The sequence below is a fragment of the Desulfobulbaceae bacterium genome (assembly GCA_015231515.1).
In the GTDB taxonomy this organism is placed as follows: Bacteria; Desulfobacterota; Desulfobulbia; order Desulfobulbales; family VMSU01; genus JADGBM01.
On record JADGBM010000006.1, the window covers coordinates 1 to 23,405 of the forward strand.

Consider the following 23,405-nt stretch of genomic DNA (forward strand, 5'->3'; position numbering starts at 1 on the left):
ATTTAGGGGTGAAATTCCCCTTAGAACTCCTCGATACAGCCAACCTGATCAGTGCTGAACCAAAAAAGATTTTGTATGTGAACTCGTATCATGAGGGCTATATCTGGAGTGATACTATAGAAAAAGGGCTGTTAAAGGCCTTAAATGTCAAGACTAATCCTGATGGCACGTTTGATGGTTCGCACAGTGGTATCAGTGTGCAATTTTTCAGGATGGACACTAAGCTTAATACTTCTGAAAATTTTAAAAAGAGTGCCGCTCTTTCCGCCAAAAATCTTATTGATACGTGGAAGCCTGATATAGTTTTGACAAGCGATGATAATGCCGCAAAATACCTGATTGCTCCCTACTATAAAAACTCTTCAATTCCATTTGTGTTCTGTGGTTTGAATTGGGATGCGAGCCTGTATGGGTTTCCTCGGGAAAATATAACAGGGATGGTCGAAATTAATCCTGTTCTTGAAACGATTGATATCTTAAGGCAGTACGCCAATGGTGATCGGTTAGGGTACATTGGTGCAAAAGTTTTATCCGAAGAAAAAGAACTGCAGTATTTGCAAGAGGTTTTAAATATAAAATTTGCCGGTGGCGCACTTGTGATCAATTTTGACCAATGGAAAAAAGAGTATGTCAAACTTCAAAACACCGTGGACATGCTCGTCTGGCTGACACCTATGGGTATTGTCGGGTGGGATGACAAGCTGGCTGATCAGTTTATTCTGGAAAACACGAAAATCCCATCTGCTGGAACTGGTGATAACAATATCCGTTTTGCCCTACTGGGCAAAGTGAAGCTTGCTGAGGAGCAGGGTTGGTGGTTAGGAAAAACAGCTCTCAGGGTCTTGGAAGGGATTTCACCTGAGGCGATCCCGATAGCCACCAATTCGCAGTCCAAAATATTTCTCAATATGCAGCTGGCTAACAAGATGGGCATTGTCTTCCCTATGGATTTATTGCAGCAAGCGACATTTTTGAATACAGTCGAGGACGAATAAGGATAGTATGAAGAAAGATTCTATCACCTTCAAATTGCTGTTTTTTATTGTTGCAGCTTTTTCGTTTACTACCATAAGCATCCTGCTTATGGCCGATATAGAACTTACTAAGATAATCGACAGAAGTCAAAAAATCGCTTTTGCCGAAAAGATCGAGACAATCTATGGGCTCATTCAGCGGAAAAATGAACAACTCAAGAAAACAGGTCTTGTGGAGGCGTATTTTAATGATTTTCAGCACTCAACCTTAGAAATTCTCAAAAAGAGCAACTATAACCGCTCTGATCTGCTGATTTATCCGTTCATTATCGATACCAACGGGATTGTTGTAATGCATCCGAAACTGCCTTCAGGTGATATCTCCTTGGTAGGGTCTGAGGTTACAGGCAAGATGCTGGCTGAAAATCAGGGTGAGTTTAATTATTCATACCTTGGTCAAAAAAAGTGGTGTGTTTTTAAACATTTTCCTGAGTGGAACTGGGTTATCGCCTACACCGTACCTCTGGACTTAAAATATGGTGATGCCCGTAAATTCCGCAAGCTTCTCATTTTTATTATGGGAGGCATAACTTTTGTCGTGCTGCTGGTTTTGTCGCTGATTGTGACACGATTCACACAACCAATCACTAATTTGACCAGGGCTGCTAAAGCGATTGCCGAAGGTAAACTTGATCAGCAAATTGATAGTGGCGGTAAAGATGAAGTCGGTATTCTGGCCCATAGTTTTGTTAATATGCGAGACTCGATTCAGCAAAAAATTTCTGCGTTAATCAAAGAAAATTCAGAACGAAGAAAGGCTGAAGAGACACTTAGTCGTCAAAATGAGTATATCTACAATATCATTGAATCCTTAACACACCCTTTTTATGTCATCGATGTTAATGATTATTCCATCCAGTTAGCAAACTCTGCCAGCGGCTTTAAAGCAGGAGACAAGTATACTTGCTATGGTCATATTAGACAGGGCGATAGTCCTTGTAATAGCGATGAACAACCTTGTCCGCTTGAGGGTATACGCCAAAGCAAAAAACCGGCAATGGTAGAGCATGTCAATTATGATGCGGATGGTTCACCTCGAAATATTGAGGTTCACGCATATCCTGTTTTCAACCAAGATGGAGATCTTACTCAGATGATTGAGTATGGGATTGATGTTACCTTGCGCAAACAGGCCCAGGCAGAACTCGCAGCAGAAAAAGAACGACTATCTGTAACCTTGCGAAGTATTGGCGATGGAGTCATTACTACTGATATCTCTGGAAAGATTACTTTACTTAATAAAGTTGCAGAAAATCTTACAGGATGGAGCAGTGATGAGGCCTGTGGCCGCCATCTAGAAGAAGTTTTCCACATAATTAATGAAAAAACCAGGGCTGTATGTGAAAATCCTGTTAATAAAGTACTGGCCTCCAGTCAAATTGTCGGCTTGGCAAACCATACAGCACTCATAGCAAAGGATGGTCGAGAAATTGCGATTGCCGACAGTGGTGCACCTATACAGGATGATCTGAGCCGGATTATTGGCGTGGTTTTGGTCTTTAGAGACGTGACAGAGCAGATTAAAACTGAACAAACTCTTATGAAAATGCAAAAGATAGAGTCTGTGGGAGTTTTAGCAGGTGGCATTGCCCATGATTTTAATAATATCCTGGCCGCAATTTTAGGAAATATTAATCTAGCCCAGTTTGACGAAACTCTCACGGAGAGGACAAGAAAGCTTTTGGCAGAAGCTGAAAAGGCATCATTAAGAGCAAAGGGTCTTACCCAGCAGTTATTGACTTTTTCCCGGGGTGGTGATCCAATCAAGGAAACTTCTTCCTTGAAGAATGTCATAATGGAGTCGGCAGGATTTGTTCTACGTGGAGACAAGGTTACCTGTCAATATGATATTCCTGATGATTTATGGCTAGCCGATATCGATAAAGGTCAAATAAGTCAGGTTGTACAGAATATCGTGCTTAATGCCAGAAATGCTATGCCGAAAGGTGGGGTGCTTCAGATAGAGTGTAAGAATCTGGACTCCATGGATCAAAAATCACTTTATCATGGTAAAAATAAAAAGTTTGTGAAGATCTCTTTTCATGACACCGGCATTGGAATTTCAAGTGAATTGATTGACAAGATATTTGATCCATACTTTTCAACCAAGAGTGAGGGCAGCGGATTAGGGCTGGCGATCTGTCACTCGATTATCAATAAACATAATGGGTATATTTCGGTCGATTCGCTGCCAGGGAAGGGAACGACTTTCAACGTCTATCTGCCAGTCTCTGTTACCCCCCCAGCTCAACTATCATCAACAATTGATACACCCACAGATTCTGAATCTGCTCGAATTTTATTTATGGATGATGACGAGATGGTCAGAAATATTGCTCGAGAGATGTTAACCTATTTAGGTCATGAGGTAGTAAGCGCCAATGATGGAAATACAGCTATTGAGTTGTATCAAAAGGCTATAGACTCCGGGGACTCTTTTGATCTGGTAATTATGGATCTCACTATACCAGGAGGGATGGGCGGTGCGGAAGCGGTTCAGCGACTTCGGCAAATTAACCACGATGCCAAGGTCGTTGTTACGAGCGGCTATTCTAATGATCCAATCATGGCAAATTATACCCAATACGGTTTTTGTGCGACCCTGGTAAAACCTTTCCAGACGGAGGATCTGTCAAAGGTGCTTTCGCAAGTTCTTATGGGCGATATACAAGAGTTTGTTTGAGGTATGAAAGGCAATAAGGCCTTTTCTGTTTTTTTTGAAATCCGCATGAGAAATGAGGAATGATTATGACGACAACGCATCTTTTTAAACCACTATCTTTTGGTGAACTGACTGTATCCAATAGAGTTGCTCTGGCGCCCATGACGCGTGGCAGGGCCGGGAGTGCTCGTATTCCCGGAGATCTTATGGCAGAATATTATCTGCAGCGGGCTGGAGCGGGGCTGATTATCACTGAGGCCTCGGTAATTTCAACGGAGGGAATCGGCTGGATTGACTCACCTGGAATCTATAGCACTGCCATGGTAGACGGTTGGCGTATGGTGACGGAGAGGGTGAAACCAACCGCCACTCCCATGTTTTTGCAATTATGGCATTGTGGTCGGGCCTCCCATAGCGATTTTCATGGCGGCTCGCTTCCTCAATCGGCCTCGGCGGTCAAATTGAATGGCGACCATATCCATACTCCGAGGGGCAATAAACCCTACGAAACACCTCGGGCCATGACAGTTGATGAGATCCATAAAACGGTTGATGATTATCGCCGAGCAGCGGAAAATGCCAAAAAAGCCGGTTTTGATGGGGTTGAGGTGCACGGTGCTAACGGGTACCTCATCAATCAGTTTTTAGACGGCAGCACGAACCTCAGAACAGATCAATATGGCGGAAGTCTCGAAAATCGATTCCGATTCTTCCGCGAGGTGCTCGAGGCGGTGCTTGAGGTCTGGCCGGCAGAGCGTGTTGGAGCACGAATTTCACCAAATGGTGTTTTTAATGATATGGGCTGTGACGATTTCCGTGAGCTTTTTCTTTATGTCACCGGAGAAATCAACAAACTGAAACTTGGTTACCTGCATATCATGGATGGTCTGGCCTTTGGTTTTCATGGGAAGGGGGAGCCCATGACTTTAGCTGAGTTCCGTCCCCTCTACGATGGCGTCATTATCGGCAACTGTGGTTACAGCAGGGATATGGCTGAAAAACGTCTGGCAGAAGGAACAGCCGATATTATCGCTATTGGTCGGCCCTATATCAGCAATCCTGATCTGGTGGAGCGTTTCAGGAATAATTGGCCATTGAACCCCTGTGAAGATATGAGCCTGTGGTACACCTCGGGACCGGAAGGGTACACAGACTATGAGCCTTATAGGCCTTGATTTTCTGGGCGAGACGATATTTTTCGATTATAGACCGAGAAGGATTCCTTCTCCGACTTGGCTAAAGAGACGTTATTTTGTTCCACTCTACTTGAGAAATAATGTCGTTGAGATCAGTGACCTTGAGGTTGAGGTGAGAGAGTTTTTTTTCAAAACCAACGGTTGAACATAACGATTCAAGTTCAACGCCGGCCATGAACCACGAGGCAACAATATCAGCTATATTTACTACATAGAGCAGTTCGGAGTCGACTTTGGCGTTTTCAGGGTAGTGGTGAGATGCTATAACCTCACTTAAATTCTCAGGTATATTCCAACGAACGGCTAACTTTTTACCTATTTGCTGGTGGTCTGTTCTAAATATAGTCTGCTCTGTATGGAGTAACCCTTTTTTGGTCTCAGCGTCGGTATTGTAAAAATCTGACATGCTTAACGCTACGTACTGGTCGAGCACAACCTTGCCTATATCATGGAGAAGGCCTGCGGTATAAGCAGTTTGCGGGTCAACCTGCTGAGTTTTGTCGGCAATGACCTGGGCTAAAAGCGCAACAGCAATGGCGTGTTTGAAAAGTCCTCCTCGAACCAGTGAGTAGCCGCCTGCCATTTGATCAAAAAATGTTTTTAACGATGTACTAATCAGCAGTTCGAGAAGATGCAGTTCTCCCAGGATTAAAACGGCTCTTTCAAGTGTGTCAATTTTTATTTTGGAGCTTATATGAACTGTATTGCAATAGCTGATGACTTTAGCGGTCAGTAGCTGTTCATGACCAAGTATGTCGGTAATTTCGGATAATTTATAATAGTCTTTGTGCAAAAGGCGAATCAGCTGTAGCGTTATCTGAGGAATTGGCTTGGCGGTGATTATTGCATTTTGGATCTGTTCCTCGGTTGGAGGTGTAACTGTCTCGGTTTTTTTTGTGGTCGGGGGAAGCATCTGCGCAATCTTAACCTGCCAGTTCGAAGTGTCTAACCCCATTTTCATGCCATAGTAGCCGCCTGTCTCGCAACTTTTTATCGGGATTTTGTGACGGACAAGAAACTGGTTGGCACACTCTGCAATACGACCACCTATATCGAGATTTAAGTCGTGCTCCGAAAAAGGGAAACCTAGAGAGCCTCCGGCAACCACTGCGGTAAGGGAATTTATGGCTGCCCCTTCCTTAACAAGGTCGTCGAGGAAAAGGGCTAGGGCGGATGAGGCATAGCACTTTGGGCGCCAGGCATTGTCATGAGAATCGATATCCGGTAAGAGTATGTGGCACAAACCCCCAACATTGGCTGTTGAGTCATAAATTGCCACTGCGACGCACGTGCCAAGCAGGGCTTCAAGGCGCAATGACTTTCCTGATGATTCAATTCTATACTCACCGGCTGAGACTACTTTGTTTTCCATATTCGATTTCTTATGTTTTAGCGATTAATTGTAAATTATGCCTGACAAATATCAGTAATTTTACTATGACTGTCAATTGTTGTTTTCACAATCATTTTTATGTCCTTCAGGTCAAATCTTCAAATATATGAACGCCAGAGAACGATATTCTACAACAAGTCAAACTAATAAACTTTTGTTAGTTGGTCTGCTGACTCTTTTTGTCATAGGCATTGGCCTTTTTAGCCTCTTTCAAATGTTTAGTGATTTTCAAACGGTGCTCACGCGTGAGACAGAAAAACACTCTTTGCTGATGAGGCAACATTTGCTGGTGGGTGAATTAGTTGCCACTGTTGAAAGTGATGTCCGGGACATACGGTTTTATGTCCATGAACCTATGGAGCTAGATCGTGTTAGTTCGGCTCTGCTTACATCTTTAAACGCTGTGGTGAATGATTTGGAGCATTTATCCAGTTTTGAAAAGAGAGATTTGGTTTTTGAGACTGTATTACAATATCAAGAATCCCTGGCATCGTATCTGAGTTTAAATCAAACATTACGACTAACTCATGAGCAGCTTCATGTCATGAACAGCAGTTTCTTGGACAAACTTAATGCTATTGAGGTTGCAACAGGAGAGCTTATGATTGAGAGCGTCCTGGCTGGTGCGGATTTGAAGGGCTTGCAACAGATCTATAGCCTGATTCCTTATTGTCGGGAACAGGTTCTTCGGGCAAGCATCTTTTTGGAGGATGATACCGCAGCTCGAAGTAATCGATTTTTGCCACATACTGTCCCTGAACTATTGATATCAGATTTAATTGTTAACTCAATCACAACTATGGAGCGAACACTCGAAACAATTACCTCTGCCTCAGGTGAAATAGTGGTTCATGTTCAGGATATTCTCGAAGAAATACCGAGGTATCGAACCCTGGTAAATGAACTTCAAACTAAAATCACACAGGCAGATACTGATGAAAACACTATAGCTTCCTTGAGGGAGACACTGCTGATAAATCTTAAAAAAATCGGTGAGAATGTTCATCTTAATGAACTTTCCGGCAATATGAGTACCTTAGTCAAGCGTTCTTCATTGGTAGCTGCTTTTGTTTGTTTAGTCATTTTTGGTGTAACTATCTTTGCCTGGGGCTTTATTCGTCATTTAACGAATCAGATGGAAGATAGTCGAAACAGCGCATTGGTAGCCAAAAATGAGCTTAAGCTAACCAATGATCAGCTTAATTTAGAGATGAAGGAGCGCCAACTGGCTGAAGTACACTTGCGGGAAAGCGAGGAGCGCTTTCGGGCTTTGATCGAAAAATCCAGTGATATCGTTGTTATTTTGAATAAAGACGGACAGTATAAGTATGTCAGCCCGGCTGTTTCTGCTTTTGGATATTTCCCTGATGAAATGATCGGCAAACTGCCCCAGGACTTTGTCCTTGATGAAGATAAGAGTTTAATTACGGAAACCATTAAGCAGTCAATGGAAGTTCCAGAAAAATCTATCAGAACGAGCGTTATTCGTTTCTGTCATAAAAACGGTTCAGTCTTTAGAGTGGAGGGTCTAGTCACCAATCTACTGGATCATCCAGGTGTTGAAGGAGTGGTTTTTACCGGTCGTGATGTGACAGAGAGAGAACGAATGATAGAAGAGCTGCAAACAGCCTTGAACGAGGTGAGAACCTTGCAGGGGCTGTTGCCTATTTGCGCATCATGTAAGAAAATTCGTGATGACAGTGGGTTGTGGGAGAATATCGAAGCCTATATTCAAAGCAACTCAAATGCCGTATTTTCCCACGGCATTTGTCCTGATTGTGCTAAGTCGTTGTATCCTGAGTTTGCTGAGCAGATGTTTCCTGGTGATAGTAAAACCTAGTCGTTGGCAGAATGAGGCTTGATAAAATTGTCATTGAGAAAGGCACACTCCTTTGGTGATAAATTATAGCGGATCTGTGCTTTCTCAATGATTTCCCGGCGCTCCATCTCTGGATGCGTAATCACCATTTCAGTGATCCAACGCAGGGTTTTTTTTAGTTTATCACCCTTGGGGCTCAGTGAATCAACGCCTTCCATTGATTAATACTCCGGTTTGTAAATTACCCCTGCAAGTGGTGGCACGGAGACTCGTATATGCATGGGCGCTTCGCCAAACGGCTCATGGAAGGGTTTTTTAAGGTCAGGATTGTTCAGGTCGCTTCCACCGAATTCTTTGCTGTCAGAGTTTAAGATCTGCCTGTAGTTCACGTCTTCTAAAACACCTACTTTGTAATTGTGGTGTGCCTCCGGGGTAAAGTTGAGCAGACAGATTAAGTGATCTTTAGGATTCTTACCTTTTCTGGCAAAAGCGATGATACTATTGTTGACATCTTTAAAGTCCAGCCATTGAAAACCATCATAATTGTGATCATTTTCCCATAAAGAAGGGTTCTCACGATAGAAGTTGTTGAGGGTTTTAACGAAGGATTGGACTTGTTTATGTTTGGGGCGTTCTTCGACAAGATGCCAGTCTAAGCTGACCTTACAGTACCATTCCGACAGCTGACCAAATTCACAGCCCATAAATAGTGTTTTCTTGCCTGGATGTGTCCATAGATAGAAAAACAGCAATCGTAAGTTGGCAAATTGCTGCCATTCGTCTCCGGGCATTTTGGAAAGCAGAGATCGCTTGCCGTGTACGACTTCGTCGTGTGAAAGCGGCAGCACAAAGTTTTCAGAAAAAGCGTACAGTAAGGAGAAGGTTAAGGCGTTGTGATGGAATTTTCGGTACAAAGGGTCTTTGCTGAAATACGAAAGGGTGTCATTCATCCAACCCATATTCCATTTGTAGCCAAAACCCAGACCGCCAGCTACCGCCGGCTTGGAAACACCATAAAAACTTGTCGACTCTTCAGCTATCATGACTACGCCAGGATAACGATCGTATATTATCGTGTTTAAGTGTTTCATGAACTCGATTGCTTCAAGGTTCTCTTTACCGCCATGCTGATTTGGAACCCATTGTCCGGCTGTTCTTGCGTAATCTAGGTAAAGCATCGAGGCAACTGCATCGACACGCATTCCATCAATGTGAAATTTGTCGTACCAGAACAATGCGTTGGAGATAAGAAAGCTGCTGACTTCCTTTCTGCCGTAATTGAAAATATATGTCCCCCATTCTGGGTGTTCACCTTGTCTCGGATCGTAATGCTCATAAAGTGATGAACCGTCGAACCGACCGAGGCTGTGTCCGTCTGTTGGGAAATGAGAAGGGACCCAGTCAAGGATAACGCCGATACCTGCCTCATGGCATCTATCGATGAAATGCATGAAATCGGTCGGGGTGCCGAACCGACTGGTTACAGAAAAATACCCTGTTACCTGGTATCCCCAGGACTCATCTAGCGGGTGCTCCATAACCGGCATAAGCTCAATATGGGTAAAACCCATCTCTTTAACATAGGGTACTAAGCTGTCGGCCAATTCATTATAGGTCAAAAAACGTTCAGGATTGGCAGGATCACGCTTCCATGAACCAAGGTGAAGTTCATAGATGGACATTGGACTGTTATACGGAGTAAATTGTGACCGATTCTTCATCCAGGCTGAATCCTTCCATTCATAGGTATTCATTTCATGAACCTTGGAGGCAGTTTTCGGACGAATTTCAGAGGTAAATTGCAGAGGATCAATTTTTTCAAGAATGTTCATTTGTTGAGTGCGGATTTCGTACTTATATAAATCGCCTTCTTTAATGTCTGGAATAAAAAGTTCCCATATTCCAGATGAGCCAATGACACGCATCTGATGTACACGACCGTCCCAGAAATTAAAATCGCCGATAACGCTGACTCGTCTGGCTGAAGGGGCCCAGACCCGAAATAAAGTGCCTTTGACATCGTCAATGACACGAACCTGTGCTCCGAGTTTGTCATAGATGTTGTAGTGTGTACCGGCATTGAAGAGGTGTTGGTCAAAATCTGTCAATCGTGGTAAGGCGCGATACGGGTCATTGATCAGTTTAACTTCCTGGTTGTATAGGGTGATTTCAAACTTATATTTGAAAGGTTCCTGGTAGTCGGAAATTACCGCTTCAAACAGGCCGTCATCACGCATCTTATACATGTCTGTTTTGGTGTTGCCGGTTACAAGGCGAACAGATTCAGCTAAAGGCTGAAATGAGCGAACGACAGCGGTACGGGCCTCTTTGTCAATAACATGGAAGCCGAGCACACAAAATGGGTCGTGTTGGTCAGAGTTTAAGACTCGATCGAGTTCTTTAACGACATCAAGTGACATGATTTTTCTCTTTTTTTGAATTTATAGTGTGTTGTAACGATAAAACTGAAATTACAACCAAGTTGAAAAGAATTTATATCGGTATTATGAGCTTAGCACAAAAAAAATATTCAGGAAAATAATTTCAATATTCTATCTGTATTAATATAGCATATCAATGTATCATTAAAAAATTAATAAAATGTCGCTCTGTTAAATTAGATGAAATTAGAAAAAACATGGAATCTTTACAAGGAAACTTTTTAATCGCTACACCCCAGATGCCGGATCCCCGCTTCAGGGAGCAGGTTATTTATATCTGCTCTCACAACGATGAGGGCGCTATGGGGCTTATTGTTAATCATCCCAGTGAATTTTCACTTCTTGAGGTCTTTTTAAGCGCTAATGTCGAGGTTAGCGGGACTGATTTTCCTCAAATTTATATTGGTGGGCCTGTCGAAGTTGAAGCGGCGTTCTTTTTATATTCTTCGGATTATGTCGGGAAAAATCAACTGTCAATCTCTGATGATGTCAGTTTGTCACGTGATCCGCAGATTCTGCATGATATAGCAGGAGGTGTCGGCCCTCAGTCGTATATGTTTATTTTAGGGTATTCCGGCTGGGCACCGGGACAGCTTGAGGCTGAACTCACTGTCAACGGGTGGTTAACCCTGCCTGCCAAAAACGAAATTCTTTTCCACACTGAAAACTCTGAAAAATGGAAAAATGCTGCGATGCAATTTGGTATTGATATTTCACTGTATTCTGATGAGATCGGTACGGCTTGAGATGTTTTTTTTCAGAGGTTTTCGTTGCGAAATGGCATTATTGAGTGTTAATAGTCTTTTTTTTGTTAAGGCTGAGACTATCTCATAATTTGTCGCTGCTTTAATCTCTGAATCCCGTCCGCAGAACATTAATTTTGATCTAGGGTTTTTATATGACGAATGAAGGTGGAATTTTCCAGTGTCGTGAGTGTGGCTTTTGTTGCCATGGTGAAACTACCGTTTCACTTGATGAAAATGATCTGAATACTATGGCGTCTTATATTGGCTTGCCGATTGGCGAACTTAAGAAGAGATATCTCAGAGAAACAGACAACGTTGTCCAGATGAAAATAGTTGACGGGCATTGTATCTTTTTTAATGGCGGTTGTACTATTCACCCCGGGAAGCCGTGGCGGTGTACTCAGTGGCCTCTTCACCCTTCAATTCTTCAGGACAGGAACAACTTCGAAACAATCAAGGCCTCATGTCCTGGAATTTCTAAGAGTGTAAGTTATGAAGAGTTTTGTGAGAAATTGAAAATCCTGCTCCAGTAAGATACATGAAAATTGAATGCCTTTTTGTCGGTAAAACCTCTGAGCGCTACCTTGAGGACGGCATTGCCGATTTTCACAAACGCCTAAAGCCTTATGCCGATGTTTCTTTTAAAATTATCAGGGATGTAAAGTCTAAAGCCAGTGATTCTGAGATAAAAAAAAGAGAGGGGCAGGGGATACTGAAAGCGGTCTCAAAAGATGCTTTCTTAGTGGTGCTTGATCCCCGTGGAGTTAAGTTAACATCTGAAGGACTGGCCCAGCAGATTGCTGGGTGGCAGGAGCAAAACAGGAAACTAGTTTCATTTATTGTGGGTGGCTCTAACGGCCTTTCTACCGAAGTCCAGGAGCAGGCTGATTATAAATTGTCACTGTCACCAATGACATTCACCCATGACATGACACGTTTGATATTACTCGAACAGCTTTACAGAGCACACTCAATAATTGCCGGTACCAAATATCATAAGTAGTTAAGTCGCGCTGCTTGATCAAACCCCCTTTTAGACAAGACCAAGATCAGACAAGATCTTTTTTGCAACAGCGAATAGATCTTCTTTTTGTCTCTCATTACGCGCTTCAACATAGAACCGGACCTTGGGTTCAGTTCCTGATGGTCTGATCATCAGCCATGATTGGTCTTCAAAAACAAATTTAAAGCCGTCTATGTCAATAACCTGTTTTATGGCAAGATCTTTTTCTCCAACTTTAATTACAGAGCCTTTTGTGTACTTACTCAATCCTGAAAGGGTATTGATGAGGGTATCGCCCTTTTCTGAGACCTCAACGCCGTCTTTGTCAGGGTAGAATTCTCCGTATTCCTGCTGAATCGTCTTTAGGTAGTCGCCAAGATTCATCTGCAAAGTAATGGTCATGTCCAAGGCTAACAGTAGACCAATGTAGGCATCTTTTTCAGGCGTGTGTCCGATTATTGTTATCCCGTCAGACTCCTCAAAACAGACAAGGGCCTTATCAATAACCGGTTTAAACTCTTTAAAGCCAACTTTTGGTTCAAAAACCGTTTCGTTAAGTTGTTCGGCAATAGCGTTAGCAAAATTACTTGTAGCAACTGTTTTGGCGACCATTCCATTTTTATGCTTTTTCTCGTGGAGGTAATGGTAGGCCATAGCACCGAAATAATTCATGTTAATTTCTGTGGTACCATCGGTGAAGCGAATTCTATCGGCATCGGGATCCATAATAACGCCAAGTTTCAATGGGCCCCGCATGGTGGATAATGCTTCAACTACGGGAATCATGTTCGTTGTAGAGGGCTCAGGGGCAATTCCCCCAAAAGTCGTGTCTTCCCTGGTTCTGAGAAACTGTAGGCGATCGGATGAAAAGGAGTTGAAAAACGACGCTATGTCTACACGACTTGCGCCATGCACACAGTCAATTACCACACAAATAGCATCATTATTTATGAAGTCGTTAATGATTGCTTTATAATTAAGACCGTGTTTCTGCTCACCGGAAGTAGTTAGATCAACCCAGTCCTGAAGTGATTTTATTGGGCAGATGAGCGAATTATTGCGAGAAAATGATTCTGTTGTGTTGCTGGAAATAAGAAGGTTTGCGCGCCGTGTGATTTCCTCGGTCAAAACAGGGCTCGCAGGGCCTGCATCAGCGCCGTTAAACTTGAAACCCGCGTACTGTAATGGGTTGTGACTGGGGGTCAGGTTGATGGAAAAAGCAGCTTGACGCTGAAGGACCGAGGCCGACAACAGGCCGGTTGATGATTCGCCGGCATAATAGACTTTTATGCCGTTTGAGGTAAGGACGTCAATTATTCTGATTGCTAACATCTCATTGCCAAACCTGTTATCAAAGCCCAGAACACAGCCTCGACGCTGTGTTTCTTCAAAACTTGCTACGTTAAGTTCAGAGTCGAGTTGGGCATTATTGCCAATGCTCTGGTACATATTGATTATTGCTTGTGTGACAATACCTACAGAATGGCAATAAATATCATCACCAATAATACCTCTCCAGCCTGATGTGCCGAATTTAATGGAAGTAGATGGGGGATTGGTATTGGACAGTATTTTTTTGCGAACGCGACCGTATACCGTGTTGATATGTTCCTGATATAAACTATATGACTGGCTTTTTGCCGGTTGTTGATTCCGCAACTTTACAAGTTCTTGTATCTGGTCGAAATAAGTAATGGTTGAAGAAGAGTTAGTGATAAAGTTTTCGGTGAGTGATTCAGAGGCTTTGTGGGGTGAAATCATGAGTACTCCAGCTGAGGATAAGGATCTTTGTTGAGAAACGTTGTATATCTTCTACCTTTCAGATAGAATGACATAAATAAAGTTATTATAAAAAGAAATTAATTGATTCCGGTTACTTTTTTTTCTAAGGTTAAAGTTAGTTGACCTATAGGTACACCTATAATATAGTAAAAAGTTCAATGAATTGGTATTCAGGATGAATGAGATGTTTTTTTTATTTTCGATAAATATTACTTAACAGGGAGAAGGTAATGTCTGAGAAGCATGATGAAAAATTAATTCTTTGGTTTGATGAAATTGGAATTGAGGATGTGCCCCTCGTCGGTGGAAAAAATGCCTCGTTAGGTGAAATGTATCAGCATTTAACCTCAAAAGGTGTCGCTGTACCACATGGTTTTGCAATTACTGCTCATGCCTATCGACACTTGTTGAAGACTGCTGGCATTGCTCAAGCTATTGAAGATGCGCTTGACGGTCTTGACACCCATGACCTTCACAATCTCCAGGCTCGTGGTGAGAAGGCCAGAAACATTATCCGTAATGCTCAATTTCCTCAGGATCTTGTTGATGCAATTGCAAAAAGTTATGCAAAGATGGAAGAAGAATACGGTGCTAATGTTGATGTTGCTGTTCGTTCTTCAGCAACTGCTGAAGACCTTCCAGATGCCTCTTTTGCGGGTCAGCAGGAAACCTATCTGAACATCCATGGTATGGATGCCCTTATTGACAACTGTAAGAAATGTTTTGCCTCTCTTTTCACCAATCGAGCAATCTCCTATCGTCATGACAAGGGTTTTGGTCAGTTTGACGTATATCTTTCTATTACCGTTCAGAAAATGGTTCGAAGCGATTCGTCTTCTTCTGGAGTTCTTTTTTCAATTGATACTGAATCTGGATTTGAAGATGCCGTTTTTATTACCGGCGCCTGGGGTCTTGGGGAGAATGTAGTCCAGGGTGCTGTCAACCCGGACGAATATTATGTCTTTAAACCAACCTTGAAAGAGGGAAAACGCCCTATTGTCGGGAAAAAGGTCGGTTCAAAAGAGATCAAGATGATCTACGATAACGATCCCAACACTGAAGAACCAGTTAAAAATATCAGTACCACCGTTGAAGAACGCAACTCGTACGTCATTAGTGATGATGAGATTTTACAGCTTGCTAAATGGGCTTGTATAATTGAAGACCACTACAAGAAAGGGATGGATATTGAATGGGCAAAAGATGGTGACGGCAAAGAGGTCGGCACCGGTAAGTTGTTTATTGTCCAGGCTCGACCGGAGACGGTACATTCTCAAACGTCTAAAGGAGTAATGGAGACCTATAAGCTAAAGGAAACCGGCAAGGTTGTTGCCGAAGGTCTTGCTGTTGGCTCTAAGATTGGCCAGGGTGTCGCAAATGTTATTGATAATGTTGTTGATATACACAGCTTTAAGAAGGGACAAGTGCTGGTAACCGATATGACCGATCCCGACTGGGAACCGATTATGAAAATTGCTGCAGCCATCGTTACCAATCGTGGCGGTCGTACCTGTCATGCTGCAATTATTTCTCGTGAGCTTGGTATTCCTTGTGTTATTGGGACCGGTGATGGTTCGAAAAAAATTAAATCAGGCCAGGAAATAACAGCCTCATCTGCAGAAGGTGAGACGGGTTACGTTTATGACGGTCTGCTCGATTTTGAAATAGAGAGAGTTGATCTTGGTGATCTGCCTGCGACCAAAACCAAGATCATGATGAATTTGGCGATACCTGAAAAAGCTTTTACTGAGTGTCAAATTCCAAATGATGGTGTGGGCTTGGCTCGTGAGGAGTTTATTATTAACTCTCACATCGGAATGCACCCTCTGGCCCTGTTGAACTATGAGGATCTTAAGAAATCTAATGACCCTGCAGAACAGGAAATTGCTCGCCAGATTGATGCTAAAACCGGAACACATAAAGATAAGAAACAGTTTTTTATTGATAAGGTTGCTGAAGGTGTTGGCCGAATTGCCGCAGGTTTCTATCCGAAAGATGTCATTGTTCGACTATCTGATTTCAAGAGTAATGAGTATGCCAATTTACTTGGCGGTAGCTTGTATGAACCAGATGAAGAAAATCCTATGATAGGTTGGCGTGGAGCTTCTCGTTACTACGACCCTAAGTATAGGCCGGCTTTTGAGCTTGAGTGCCAGGGGTTGTTGAAAGCTCGGAATGACATGGGACTCAACAATATCAAGTTGATGGTTCCTTTTTGTCGTACTCCGGAGGAAGGGAAAAAAGTTATCGAAGTTATGAGAGAGTGTGGTCTGGTTCAGGGCGAAAACGGTTTGGAACTTTATGTTATGTGTGAAATACCGAGCAATGTCATCTGCGCTGATGCCTTTGCCGATATATTTGATGGGTTCTCCATCGGTTCTAATGACTTGACACAGTTAACCTACGGTTTAGATCGTGATTCAGGACTTATTTCAGGTATTGCCGACGAGCGAGATCCTGCTGTCAAAGAGATGATCCGCATGGTAATTCAGACCGCTAAACGACGCGGTAAAAAAATTGGTATCTGTGGTCAGGGGCCATCTGACTTTCCTGAGTTTGCTACCTTCCTGGTAGAATTAGGTATCGACTCGATGAGTCTTATTCCTGATACTGCCGTGAAAACAAGACTGGCGGTAGCTAAAAAGGAAAAAGAGATGGGGGTTGCCCCTTAAATTAGTAGCTTTCAGGTTCTTAAATTATGTGGAAAGAGCCCATTTTGGGCTCTTTTTATTTTAGCTCTAGTACAAAAAATCAGTATTGTCTGGAAAGGTGTTATGCATAAATGGATATTAAAGGATGAAACAGTTGTTTGTCTCTGTGAGGGGTGTTCAAAAAAAGATTATGAAAATCTGGTTATGCGGGAGCAGTGGAGGGCAAATGATAAGAACAGCACAGTCTCGTGTGACCGTTGCGGGAAAAAAGATGAGATAATTTTCTAAGCAAACGACCGGCTGAACAGTTTTTCGCTTATTGACCGAGAACCGCAACTCTGTTTACGACTTTAAGTACAGCTTCTTTGACTCGTACCCCTGGTTTTATAAACTTTACCGCCATGCCATGATCTTTCGGGTCAGCAGCTGAAGTATTAACCCACATGACCTTTGCGTCAACTTCAAGATTTGTCAACGTACCTAATTTGAATTTCAGTTTTATTTTTTCGGACACGCTGGGTGGGTTTTCTGTATACAAAAACATGCCATCGGCGGATACATCTCTGGTGCTTGAGATTATATAGTCACCATCATGGATGTAGTTAACGTTAAATACTACAGGAACTCGTTTTGCCACTCGACGTTCTTTGTTTTTTTTGTCTTTCATTGACACTCCTTTATCCAGATCAGCTAAACTGCAATGTACTTGTGTCGTTAAATTTCTCATAAAACTCGTAAATAATTGATTCCATGTTTTCTTTAAAAGATGGAATATTCGGCAGATCTTTATTAGCTGAAAAATCCTCTTCAACCGTAAAGAAATAACTGTCTGGTGTTGATGCCTTAATGCCCATTGACTCGGTGAGATAGTTGGCAAGGTAGACAATCTGGTTGTTCAAGCTGTTGCCGCACGCTTTCAGGTTGTGGTGGGACTCGACTGGACTGACTATGTCAGCTGGAAGGCCCCACTCTTTTAACAAAACCGCACCGACTTTGGCATGATTTGTGTGAAGTAGGAACTGCTCAAGTTCCAGAATGGATGATTTGGGGTCAAGTTCCTCTCCTCGATTCATGCTTTCAATCTGAAGTGGTCGGTTCAGAATTATTTTGCCAACATCATGCAGCAAGGCAGAGGTATAGAGAGTTGAAACAGCCGTGTACTTTGCCCATTTTCCAATAATAGATGAAAGCATGGCACAGGCATAGGAATGTTTCCAGAGAAAGCCTGGCTCAAGGTTGTAGGCCTGTTGGGGAGAGTTCAGAACACCAACCGAGGCGGAGGTGATCGCCAGCATCTTAACAGTGTCGATACCAAGCCTGACAATAATGTCAGTTATTGAGTTGATCTCCTGCATATGGCCGAAATAGGCAGAGTTGGCAAGCTTTAACATGTTTGCCATAAGGCTTGGATCCTGCTTGATAATTTTTGATAAAGCAGGAATGCTGCACTCAGACTCATTGGCCGTCTTTAAAACCTCAAGTGCTATCTCCGGGCGGGGGATTAACTTGTCTATTTTTTTTATAAATTCTAGTTCTATTGACATGGCTACTTGTCTTTCTTAGAGTTGGCGATATCGGCAAAACGACCGTATTGTTTAAGTTCTGCAACAATGGTATTTTAAACAGTATCATGTTTACCATACAGAAATTAACAATGTCAATTAAGACCTAATCCGGATAAACCGCAAATAAGGATCTTTACATGTGTAACTGTTGATTGAGGGGCTTTCCAGAAAATGAAAAAAACTGTTAACCGTTCAACTCTAGATGAATGTCATTACGCGATTGCAACTTTTATTGAAAATCACACTAAAGACGTGCTGACCAAAAGTGACAGCTATACAATTGCCTTGTCAGGAGGGAGAACACCAGTTGGTCTTTTTAAAGTGTTATCTAATGATAGGTATCGACATTCGATTGAGTGGGCGAAAGTACGTTTCTTCTGGAGTGATGAACGATTTGTGCCTCCAACTGATCCAGCCAGTAATTTTTTAATGGCCTTTGACTCGTTGCTGTCGCATTTGCCTGTCCCTGAAAATCATATTTTCAGGGCGCCGACAGAGGCTAAAAACTGTGCAGAGGCAGCAGTTCAGTATCAACAGATTATAAGCGATTATTTTTCAGCTCAAGATGCAGATTGCTCAGAGTATATAAAGGCAGACAGGTATCCCCGGTTTGATCTTATTTTGCTTGGTATGGGGGCTGATGGCCATACGGCATCATTATTCCCAGGGCATCCAGCCCTTCAGGATGCAAATCTTATCGCTGCTGTAGAGTCGGAGTTTGCCAACCCGCCGGTTCCCCGGTTGACATTTACGCTTCCACTTATAAATAGTGCAGATACAGTTGTTTTTATGGTAAATGGTAAAGATAAAATTAAAGTTCTTGAGTCTTTTATCGGTTCAAACGTTAAAAATTGCCTGATTCCAGCATCAATGGTTGCTCCCCAAAATCAGCTCATCTGGTATATTGCTTAAATAGTGACTTGACCCAGTTAAGCAGGGTAACCTTTTTACAGATTATAATTATAACCAGGGTTGCATGAAAGGCTGCTCGAATAAATGTTTCGAGTGGATCAATCAGGCAATGCCAATTAACGAGTAGGAGCATGAGCAAGAAAGACAGCGAAGAGCGTCGGCGACATTCCCGACTGTCGGTACCGTTTAAGGCAAAACTGAAATTGCCCCACGATATTGTGTTATCCGGACAAACACGTAATATTAGTTTTGGCGGAGCCTTTGTTGAGTTAGAGGCAGTTCCGCCTTTAAAGAAAGGTGATTATGTAAGTTTGGTTTTGTTGTCGCGTGTTGAGTTTACCTGCAAGCTGATTCATTCAAATATGAGAGGAATTGGTTTTGAATTTGATTTTATTTTAATCAAATATTATGAAGTTTTTAAGGAGATGATGCTTCATAACGCACCAGACCGTGATCGAATGATTAAGGAACTGGGACGCTGGACTGAATGAATGATTTTTGGCTTTTTATACACTCAAGTCAGATCCTTTTGGCACCTGGCAACTCTCGCTTACCTAAAGTCTGATAGTGTCTGAAATGAGCGAAACGATAACGGTACGACTTGATAAATGGCTGTGGGCTGCCCGTTTTTTCAAGACTCGTTCAATTGCCACTCAGGCCGTAAATGGCGGGAAGGTTCATTGTAACGCTAAACGTGTTAAGGCTGCTAAAACAGTCCAGATTGGTGATGAACTGGTTATTCAACGGGGCCAGGTTACATGTACTGTGATTGTTGATGGACTCAATGATAAAAGGAGACCCGCAAAAGAAGCTGTTGCGCTTTACACCGAAACTCCCGATAGCATTAAGTCTCGAGAGGAGAGTAGTGAGCAAAAGCGATTGATGCGAACTATCAATGGAAATTATGGCCCCCAGAAAAGGCCGAGTAAGCGTGATAGGCGCCTTATTATAAATTTTACCCGAAAATCTGAAATAATGGAGTTACGCGATGAAGAAAATTGAAAGGGCACTAATTAGTCTGACAGACAAATCTGGAATAGAAGGTTTTGCCAAAGACCTCGATGATCTTGGTATAGAAATTCTATCAACAGGCGGAACTGCTAAGAAAATTCGTGAGCATGGTATCAATGTTGTTGGTGTTTCCGATTTCACCGGCTTTCCGGAAATGCTTGACGGTCGTGTAAAGACCTTACATCCTAAAGTACACGGAGGAATTCTTGCCCAGAGGGATAATAAAAAACATCAGCAGCAAATGGCTGAGCATGGAATCAAACCAATCGATTTGATTGCGGTCAATCTGTATGCCTTTGATAAGGCAACTTCTGATCCCAGCTGTACCTTGGCCAATGCCATTGAAAATATCGATATAGGTGGCCCGACTATGCTTCGGGCAGCTGCCAAGAACTTTCAAGATATCACCGTAATTGTCGATCCTGCTGATTATCCTCTGGTTATTTCTGAGATTAAGGCGCATGGTAACACCACATTGAAAACACGTTTTTATTTGATGTGTAAGGTTTTTGATCTTACCAGTAAATATGACACTGCAATAATTGAGTGGCTAAAAAAGGTAGATGTTGATACGAACCCACACTTTTCTTAATTGGAGTGATAGTATGAAAATGGCGGTTCTTTTATCCGGGACAGGGCGTACACTTGATAATTTTCATGAGTGTATCAGAAACGGCACAATGCAGGGCAGTATCGAGGTAGTTATTTCAAACAAGGCTGGTGTGCTTGGCTTAGAAAAGGCCGAGAAGTATGGGTATCCTGCCTTTCACGCAGCAGATAATCGATCGATTAACGATATTCTTGACGACTATGCTGTCGATTTGGTTCTTTTGGCTGGTTTCTTGAAATTATATACGCCACCGGAAAAACTAAAGAAGTCCGTCTTGAATGTGCATCCATCCTTGATACCAGCATTTTGTGGCGATGGTTTCTATGGTATGAAAGTGCATCGTGCCGTTAAAAGTAAAGGGGTGAAGGTTAGCGGCTGTACCGTGCATTTTGCCAATGAGGTATATGATGATGGTCCCATTGTCGTGCAGAAATGTGTGGCGTTAGCCGATGAGGATACGCCCGAGGATATTGCCGCTAAAGTTTTTGAGGCGGAGTGTAGTGCTTTTCCCGAAGCTGTTAATAAAGTAACGGAAAAAGGTATAGATTATTTCTGGTCGGAGGCCAACTAACTGTGACAGTTTTTAATCGGCAGATAATGTCTGCTCCTGATATGGATCGTTCTCTTGCTCGAATTGTACTGCAGATTATTGAGCAGAATAATGGTGTCAAAAATCTTGCTATAGTCGGAATTCATACCGGTGGAGTCTATCTTGCTGATAGGATTAAAAATCTTATCTATGAGCAGGAAAAAACAGATGTGCCTATTGGTAGTTTGGATATTTCGCTGTATAGAGATGATTGGAGTCTTGCAGCCCAGAACCCAATGGTGAAAATGACCGATATTAAGTTTACCGTTGAAGATTTCACCATTGTGCTTGTTGATGATGTTCTCTTTACCGGAAGAACTATTCGGGCTGCCCTTGATGCTATTATGGATTTTGGCAGACCGCGGTCAATACAGTTAGCAGTGCTTATTGATCGTAAATGCGGTCGTGAACTTCCTGTACAGGCTAATTATGTCGGTCATGAGGTGCTGGAAAACATAAATGAGCATGTTGATGTTTTACTCAAGGAGAAGGATGGACATGACGAAGTTCTTCTTGTCTGGGATGACAAGAGATAGGTATATCTCATTTACGATTCGATACATTTTGTCCAAAACATAACGCTATTATTTGTCTTTTGAACACTCCTATGGGCATAAATAAAAAAGAAGCGCATCCTGATTTGGCTGAGATCAAAGAAAGGGTTAAACAAAAACGTCATGATTATATCGTCTACGATTTCAGTCGAAAGAAAAATGATATATTAAAAACCTTTTTTGACTTATCTCAGGAGTTTGATTCACTTCAAGATTTATATAGGATTTGCGTAACAGTTCCCTTTGAGTTCTTTGACGTTGATAGCAGACTGTATCTCTTAAATGATATGCGTGATGGATTGTCCCTTGTTTGTGACAGTAAATACGGTATTCATGAGCCGCCATTGTCACCACCGTCCTATGTTAAGTTGACGGATGCCGCCTATGAAGATGCGAACTCATACCTGGTACCGATCTACAGTAAACCTCTTCACTCCGTCGAAAATAATGAAAAATCTGACTCAGTTGGTGTCATTGGGATTTTTGAAGTCTTTCCTTTAGCCAAGCTGACAAAATCGGATAAATTTTTCTTTACTAAATACACCAACAGGATTGGCTATAATCTCCGTAAACGCCTTCTTGCTCAGCAGAATATTACGCACATTAAGTTTATTAACAATTTAGTCAGTGACATCGAGCACAATGTTATCGTGCCCAATATGTATTATAAGCACCTGTTTAAGCAGTTGAGGAATAAGATTGGCGAACTGAGTAAAATTGTTAAGACAATCGAGGAGTATAAAAACTCAACTGGTAGCGACACTGATATGTGTCACAAGATGATCCGTCAGATAACTCAAATCGAACAAAACCTGTCCTCATCATATGAAGAGATTGACAAACATCACGGAAACCAAAGTTTATTCCTGGAAAGTTTGTTCAGAAGGGATCATTTTCAGGAAGGTAGAATAGTACTTCACCCCCAAAACTGTAGACTCGACAAAGATATTCTTCACCCTCAGTTGGAGCATTACCGGAAGAGGATGATATCTCGAGGCATCTATATTGAAACACCAGTTGATCTGCATAGTGAGGAGATTGAACTGCACGTTGATTTAGGCCTGATATCTCAAGTGTATGCCAATCTTTTTTCTAATGCTGTTAAGTATACTGAGACCATAATTGATCACAACAATAGACCCAGGAAGGCGATTGCTTATGGGCGTAAAATTATGCCGGATCATTTTGCCCCTGGTCATGACGGAATTAAACTCAATGTCTTTTCTACCGGTCCAACTCTTAATGACTATGACGCACAATCAATTTTCATAGACGGATTTATGGGGAATAACTGTTATAATCTGAACAGTAGTGGCCATGGTTTGGCTTTTGTTAAATATGTTGTTGAACTTCACGGTGGTCAAGTTGGATATGAGCCTACACCTGGAGGAAACAATTTTTTCTTCGTTCTGCCGCTTCTTCCCAAATAAGAAGGTT

Annotated in this window: 21 protein-coding genes; 15 read left to right on the top strand and 6 right to left on the bottom strand. The window is 42.3% G+C overall.

Annotation, left to right across the window (positions count from 1 at the left end; genetic code table 11):
• From HQK80_01995 to HQK80_02005, 3 genes are all read left to right on the top strand, one after another.
• Nucleotides 1-995 (top strand): hypothetical protein (locus HQK80_01995; GenBank protein MBF0220992.1); only part of this gene is annotated, 995 nt, incomplete at its 5' end.
• Between the two features lie 7 nt (nucleotides 996-1,002).
• Nucleotides 1,003-3,717, top strand: a complete 2,715-nt coding sequence (locus HQK80_02000; protein ID MBF0220993.1) for a PAS domain S-box protein — start codon at nucleotides 1,003-1,005, stop codon at nucleotides 3,715-3,717.
• Nucleotides 3,718-3,782: 65 nt separating this feature from the next.
• Nucleotides 3,783-4,871 carry an alkene reductase gene (locus HQK80_02005; protein MBF0220994.1) on the top strand — a complete coding sequence of 363 codons (1,089 nt, stop codon included), beginning with the start codon at nucleotides 3,783-3,785 and terminating at the stop codon, nucleotides 4,869-4,871.
• 61 nt (nucleotides 4,872-4,932) lie between these two features.
• On the opposite strand, the gene HQK80_02010 is transcribed toward HQK80_02005, so the two are convergent.
• Nucleotides 4,933-6,264 (bottom strand): HDOD domain-containing protein, encoded by a 1,332-nt coding sequence (locus tag HQK80_02010; GenBank protein ID MBF0220995.1) that lies wholly within the window; start codon nucleotides 6,262-6,264, stop codon nucleotides 4,933-4,935.
• Nucleotides 6,265-6,391: 127 nt separating this feature from the next.
• Between HQK80_02010 and HQK80_02015 the strand changes: the two genes are divergently transcribed.
• Entirely contained in the window at nucleotides 6,392-8,125 is a 1,734-nt protein-coding gene (locus HQK80_02015) for a PAS domain S-box protein (GenBank protein MBF0220996.1), read from the top strand.
• On the opposite strand, the gene HQK80_02020 is transcribed toward HQK80_02015, so the two are convergent.
• Nucleotides 8,122-8,322, bottom strand: coding sequence for a hypothetical protein (locus HQK80_02020; protein ID MBF0220997.1), 201 nt, complete (start codon nucleotides 8,320-8,322; stop codon nucleotides 8,122-8,124). The genes HQK80_02015 and HQK80_02020 overlap by 4 nt on opposite strands.
• Before the next feature lie 3 nt (nucleotides 8,323-8,325).
• Complete coding sequence (glgB, locus tag HQK80_02025; protein ID MBF0220998.1) at nucleotides 8,326-10,524, bottom strand: 1,4-alpha-glucan branching protein GlgB; 2,199 nt, start codon at nucleotides 10,522-10,524, stop codon at nucleotides 8,326-8,328.
• A gap of 218 nt (nucleotides 10,525-10,742) precedes the next feature.
• Between glgB and HQK80_02030 the strand changes: the two genes are divergently transcribed.
• From HQK80_02030 to HQK80_02040, 3 genes are all read left to right on the top strand, one after another.
• A complete protein-coding gene (locus HQK80_02030; protein MBF0220999.1) occupies nucleotides 10,743-11,291 on the top strand; it encodes a YqgE/AlgH family protein in 549 nt (182 codons plus the stop codon).
• Nucleotides 11,292-11,443: 152 nt separating this feature from the next.
• Complete coding sequence (locus HQK80_02035) at nucleotides 11,444-11,824, top strand: YkgJ family cysteine cluster protein (protein MBF0221000.1); 381 nt, start codon at nucleotides 11,444-11,446, stop codon at nucleotides 11,822-11,824.
• Nucleotides 11,825-11,829: 5 nt separating this feature from the next.
• Complete coding sequence (locus tag HQK80_02040; GenBank protein MBF0221001.1) at nucleotides 11,830-12,294, top strand: 23S rRNA (pseudouridine(1915)-N(3))-methyltransferase RlmH; 465 nt, start codon at nucleotides 11,830-11,832, stop codon at nucleotides 12,292-12,294.
• Nucleotides 12,295-12,324: 30 nt separating this feature from the next.
• On the opposite strand, the gene HQK80_02045 is transcribed toward HQK80_02040, so the two are convergent.
• Entirely contained in the window at nucleotides 12,325-14,055 is a 1,731-nt protein-coding gene (locus tag HQK80_02045; GenBank protein MBF0221002.1) for a phosphoglucomutase, read from the bottom strand.
• 251 nt (nucleotides 14,056-14,306) lie between these two features.
• Between HQK80_02045 and ppsA the strand changes: the two genes are divergently transcribed.
• A complete protein-coding gene (gene ppsA / locus HQK80_02050) occupies nucleotides 14,307-16,748 on the top strand; it encodes a phosphoenolpyruvate synthase (protein ID MBF0221003.1) in 2,442 nt (813 codons plus the stop codon).
• 295 nt (nucleotides 16,749-17,043) lie between these two features.
• Here ppsA and HQK80_02055 read toward each other — a convergent pair whose 3' ends face one another.
• Nucleotides 17,044-17,394, bottom strand: coding sequence for a PilZ domain-containing protein (locus HQK80_02055; GenBank protein ID MBF0221004.1), 351 nt, complete (start codon nucleotides 17,392-17,394; stop codon nucleotides 17,044-17,046).
• Between the two features lie 19 nt (nucleotides 17,395-17,413).
• Complete coding sequence (locus HQK80_02060) at nucleotides 17,414-18,271, bottom strand: HDOD domain-containing protein (GenBank protein ID MBF0221005.1); 858 nt, start codon at nucleotides 18,269-18,271, stop codon at nucleotides 17,414-17,416.
• A 192-nt stretch (nucleotides 18,272-18,463) separates the two neighbouring features.
• On the opposite strand from HQK80_02060, the gene pgl reads away from it, so the two are divergent.
• The 7 genes from pgl to HQK80_02095 all read left to right on the top strand — a co-directional run bounded on the left by pgl (nucleotide 18,464) and on the right by HQK80_02095 (nucleotide 23,398).
• A complete protein-coding gene (gene pgl, locus HQK80_02065; GenBank protein ID MBF0221006.1) occupies nucleotides 18,464-19,204 on the top strand; it encodes a 6-phosphogluconolactonase in 741 nt (246 codons plus the stop codon).
• Nucleotides 19,205-19,335: 131 nt separating this feature from the next.
• Nucleotides 19,336-19,695 (top strand): PilZ domain-containing protein, encoded by a 360-nt coding sequence (locus HQK80_02070; protein ID MBF0221007.1) that lies wholly within the window; start codon nucleotides 19,336-19,338, stop codon nucleotides 19,693-19,695.
• Between the two features lie 85 nt (nucleotides 19,696-19,780).
• On the top strand, nucleotides 19,781-20,206 hold the full coding sequence (locus tag HQK80_02075; protein MBF0221008.1) for an RNA-binding protein: 426 nt from the start codon (nucleotides 19,781-19,783) through the stop codon (nucleotides 20,204-20,206).
• Entirely contained in the window at nucleotides 20,193-20,807 is a 615-nt protein-coding gene (locus tag HQK80_02080; GenBank protein ID MBF0221009.1) for an IMP cyclohydrolase, read from the top strand. Before HQK80_02075 ends, HQK80_02080 begins: the two co-directional genes overlap by 14 nt.
• Nucleotides 20,808-20,820: 13 nt before the next feature.
• Entirely contained in the window at nucleotides 20,821-21,396 is a 576-nt protein-coding gene (locus HQK80_02085; protein ID MBF0221010.1) for a phosphoribosylglycinamide formyltransferase, read from the top strand.
• 26 nt (nucleotides 21,397-21,422) lie between these two features.
• Entirely contained in the window at nucleotides 21,423-21,950 is a 528-nt protein-coding gene (pyrR, locus tag HQK80_02090) for a bifunctional pyr operon transcriptional regulator/uracil phosphoribosyltransferase PyrR (GenBank protein MBF0221011.1), read from the top strand.
• Nucleotides 21,951-22,021: 71 nt separating this feature from the next.
• Entirely contained in the window at nucleotides 22,022-23,398 is a 1,377-nt protein-coding gene (locus tag HQK80_02095; protein MBF0221012.1) for a sensor histidine kinase, read from the top strand.
• Nucleotides 23,399-23,405 lie beyond the last annotated feature (7 nt).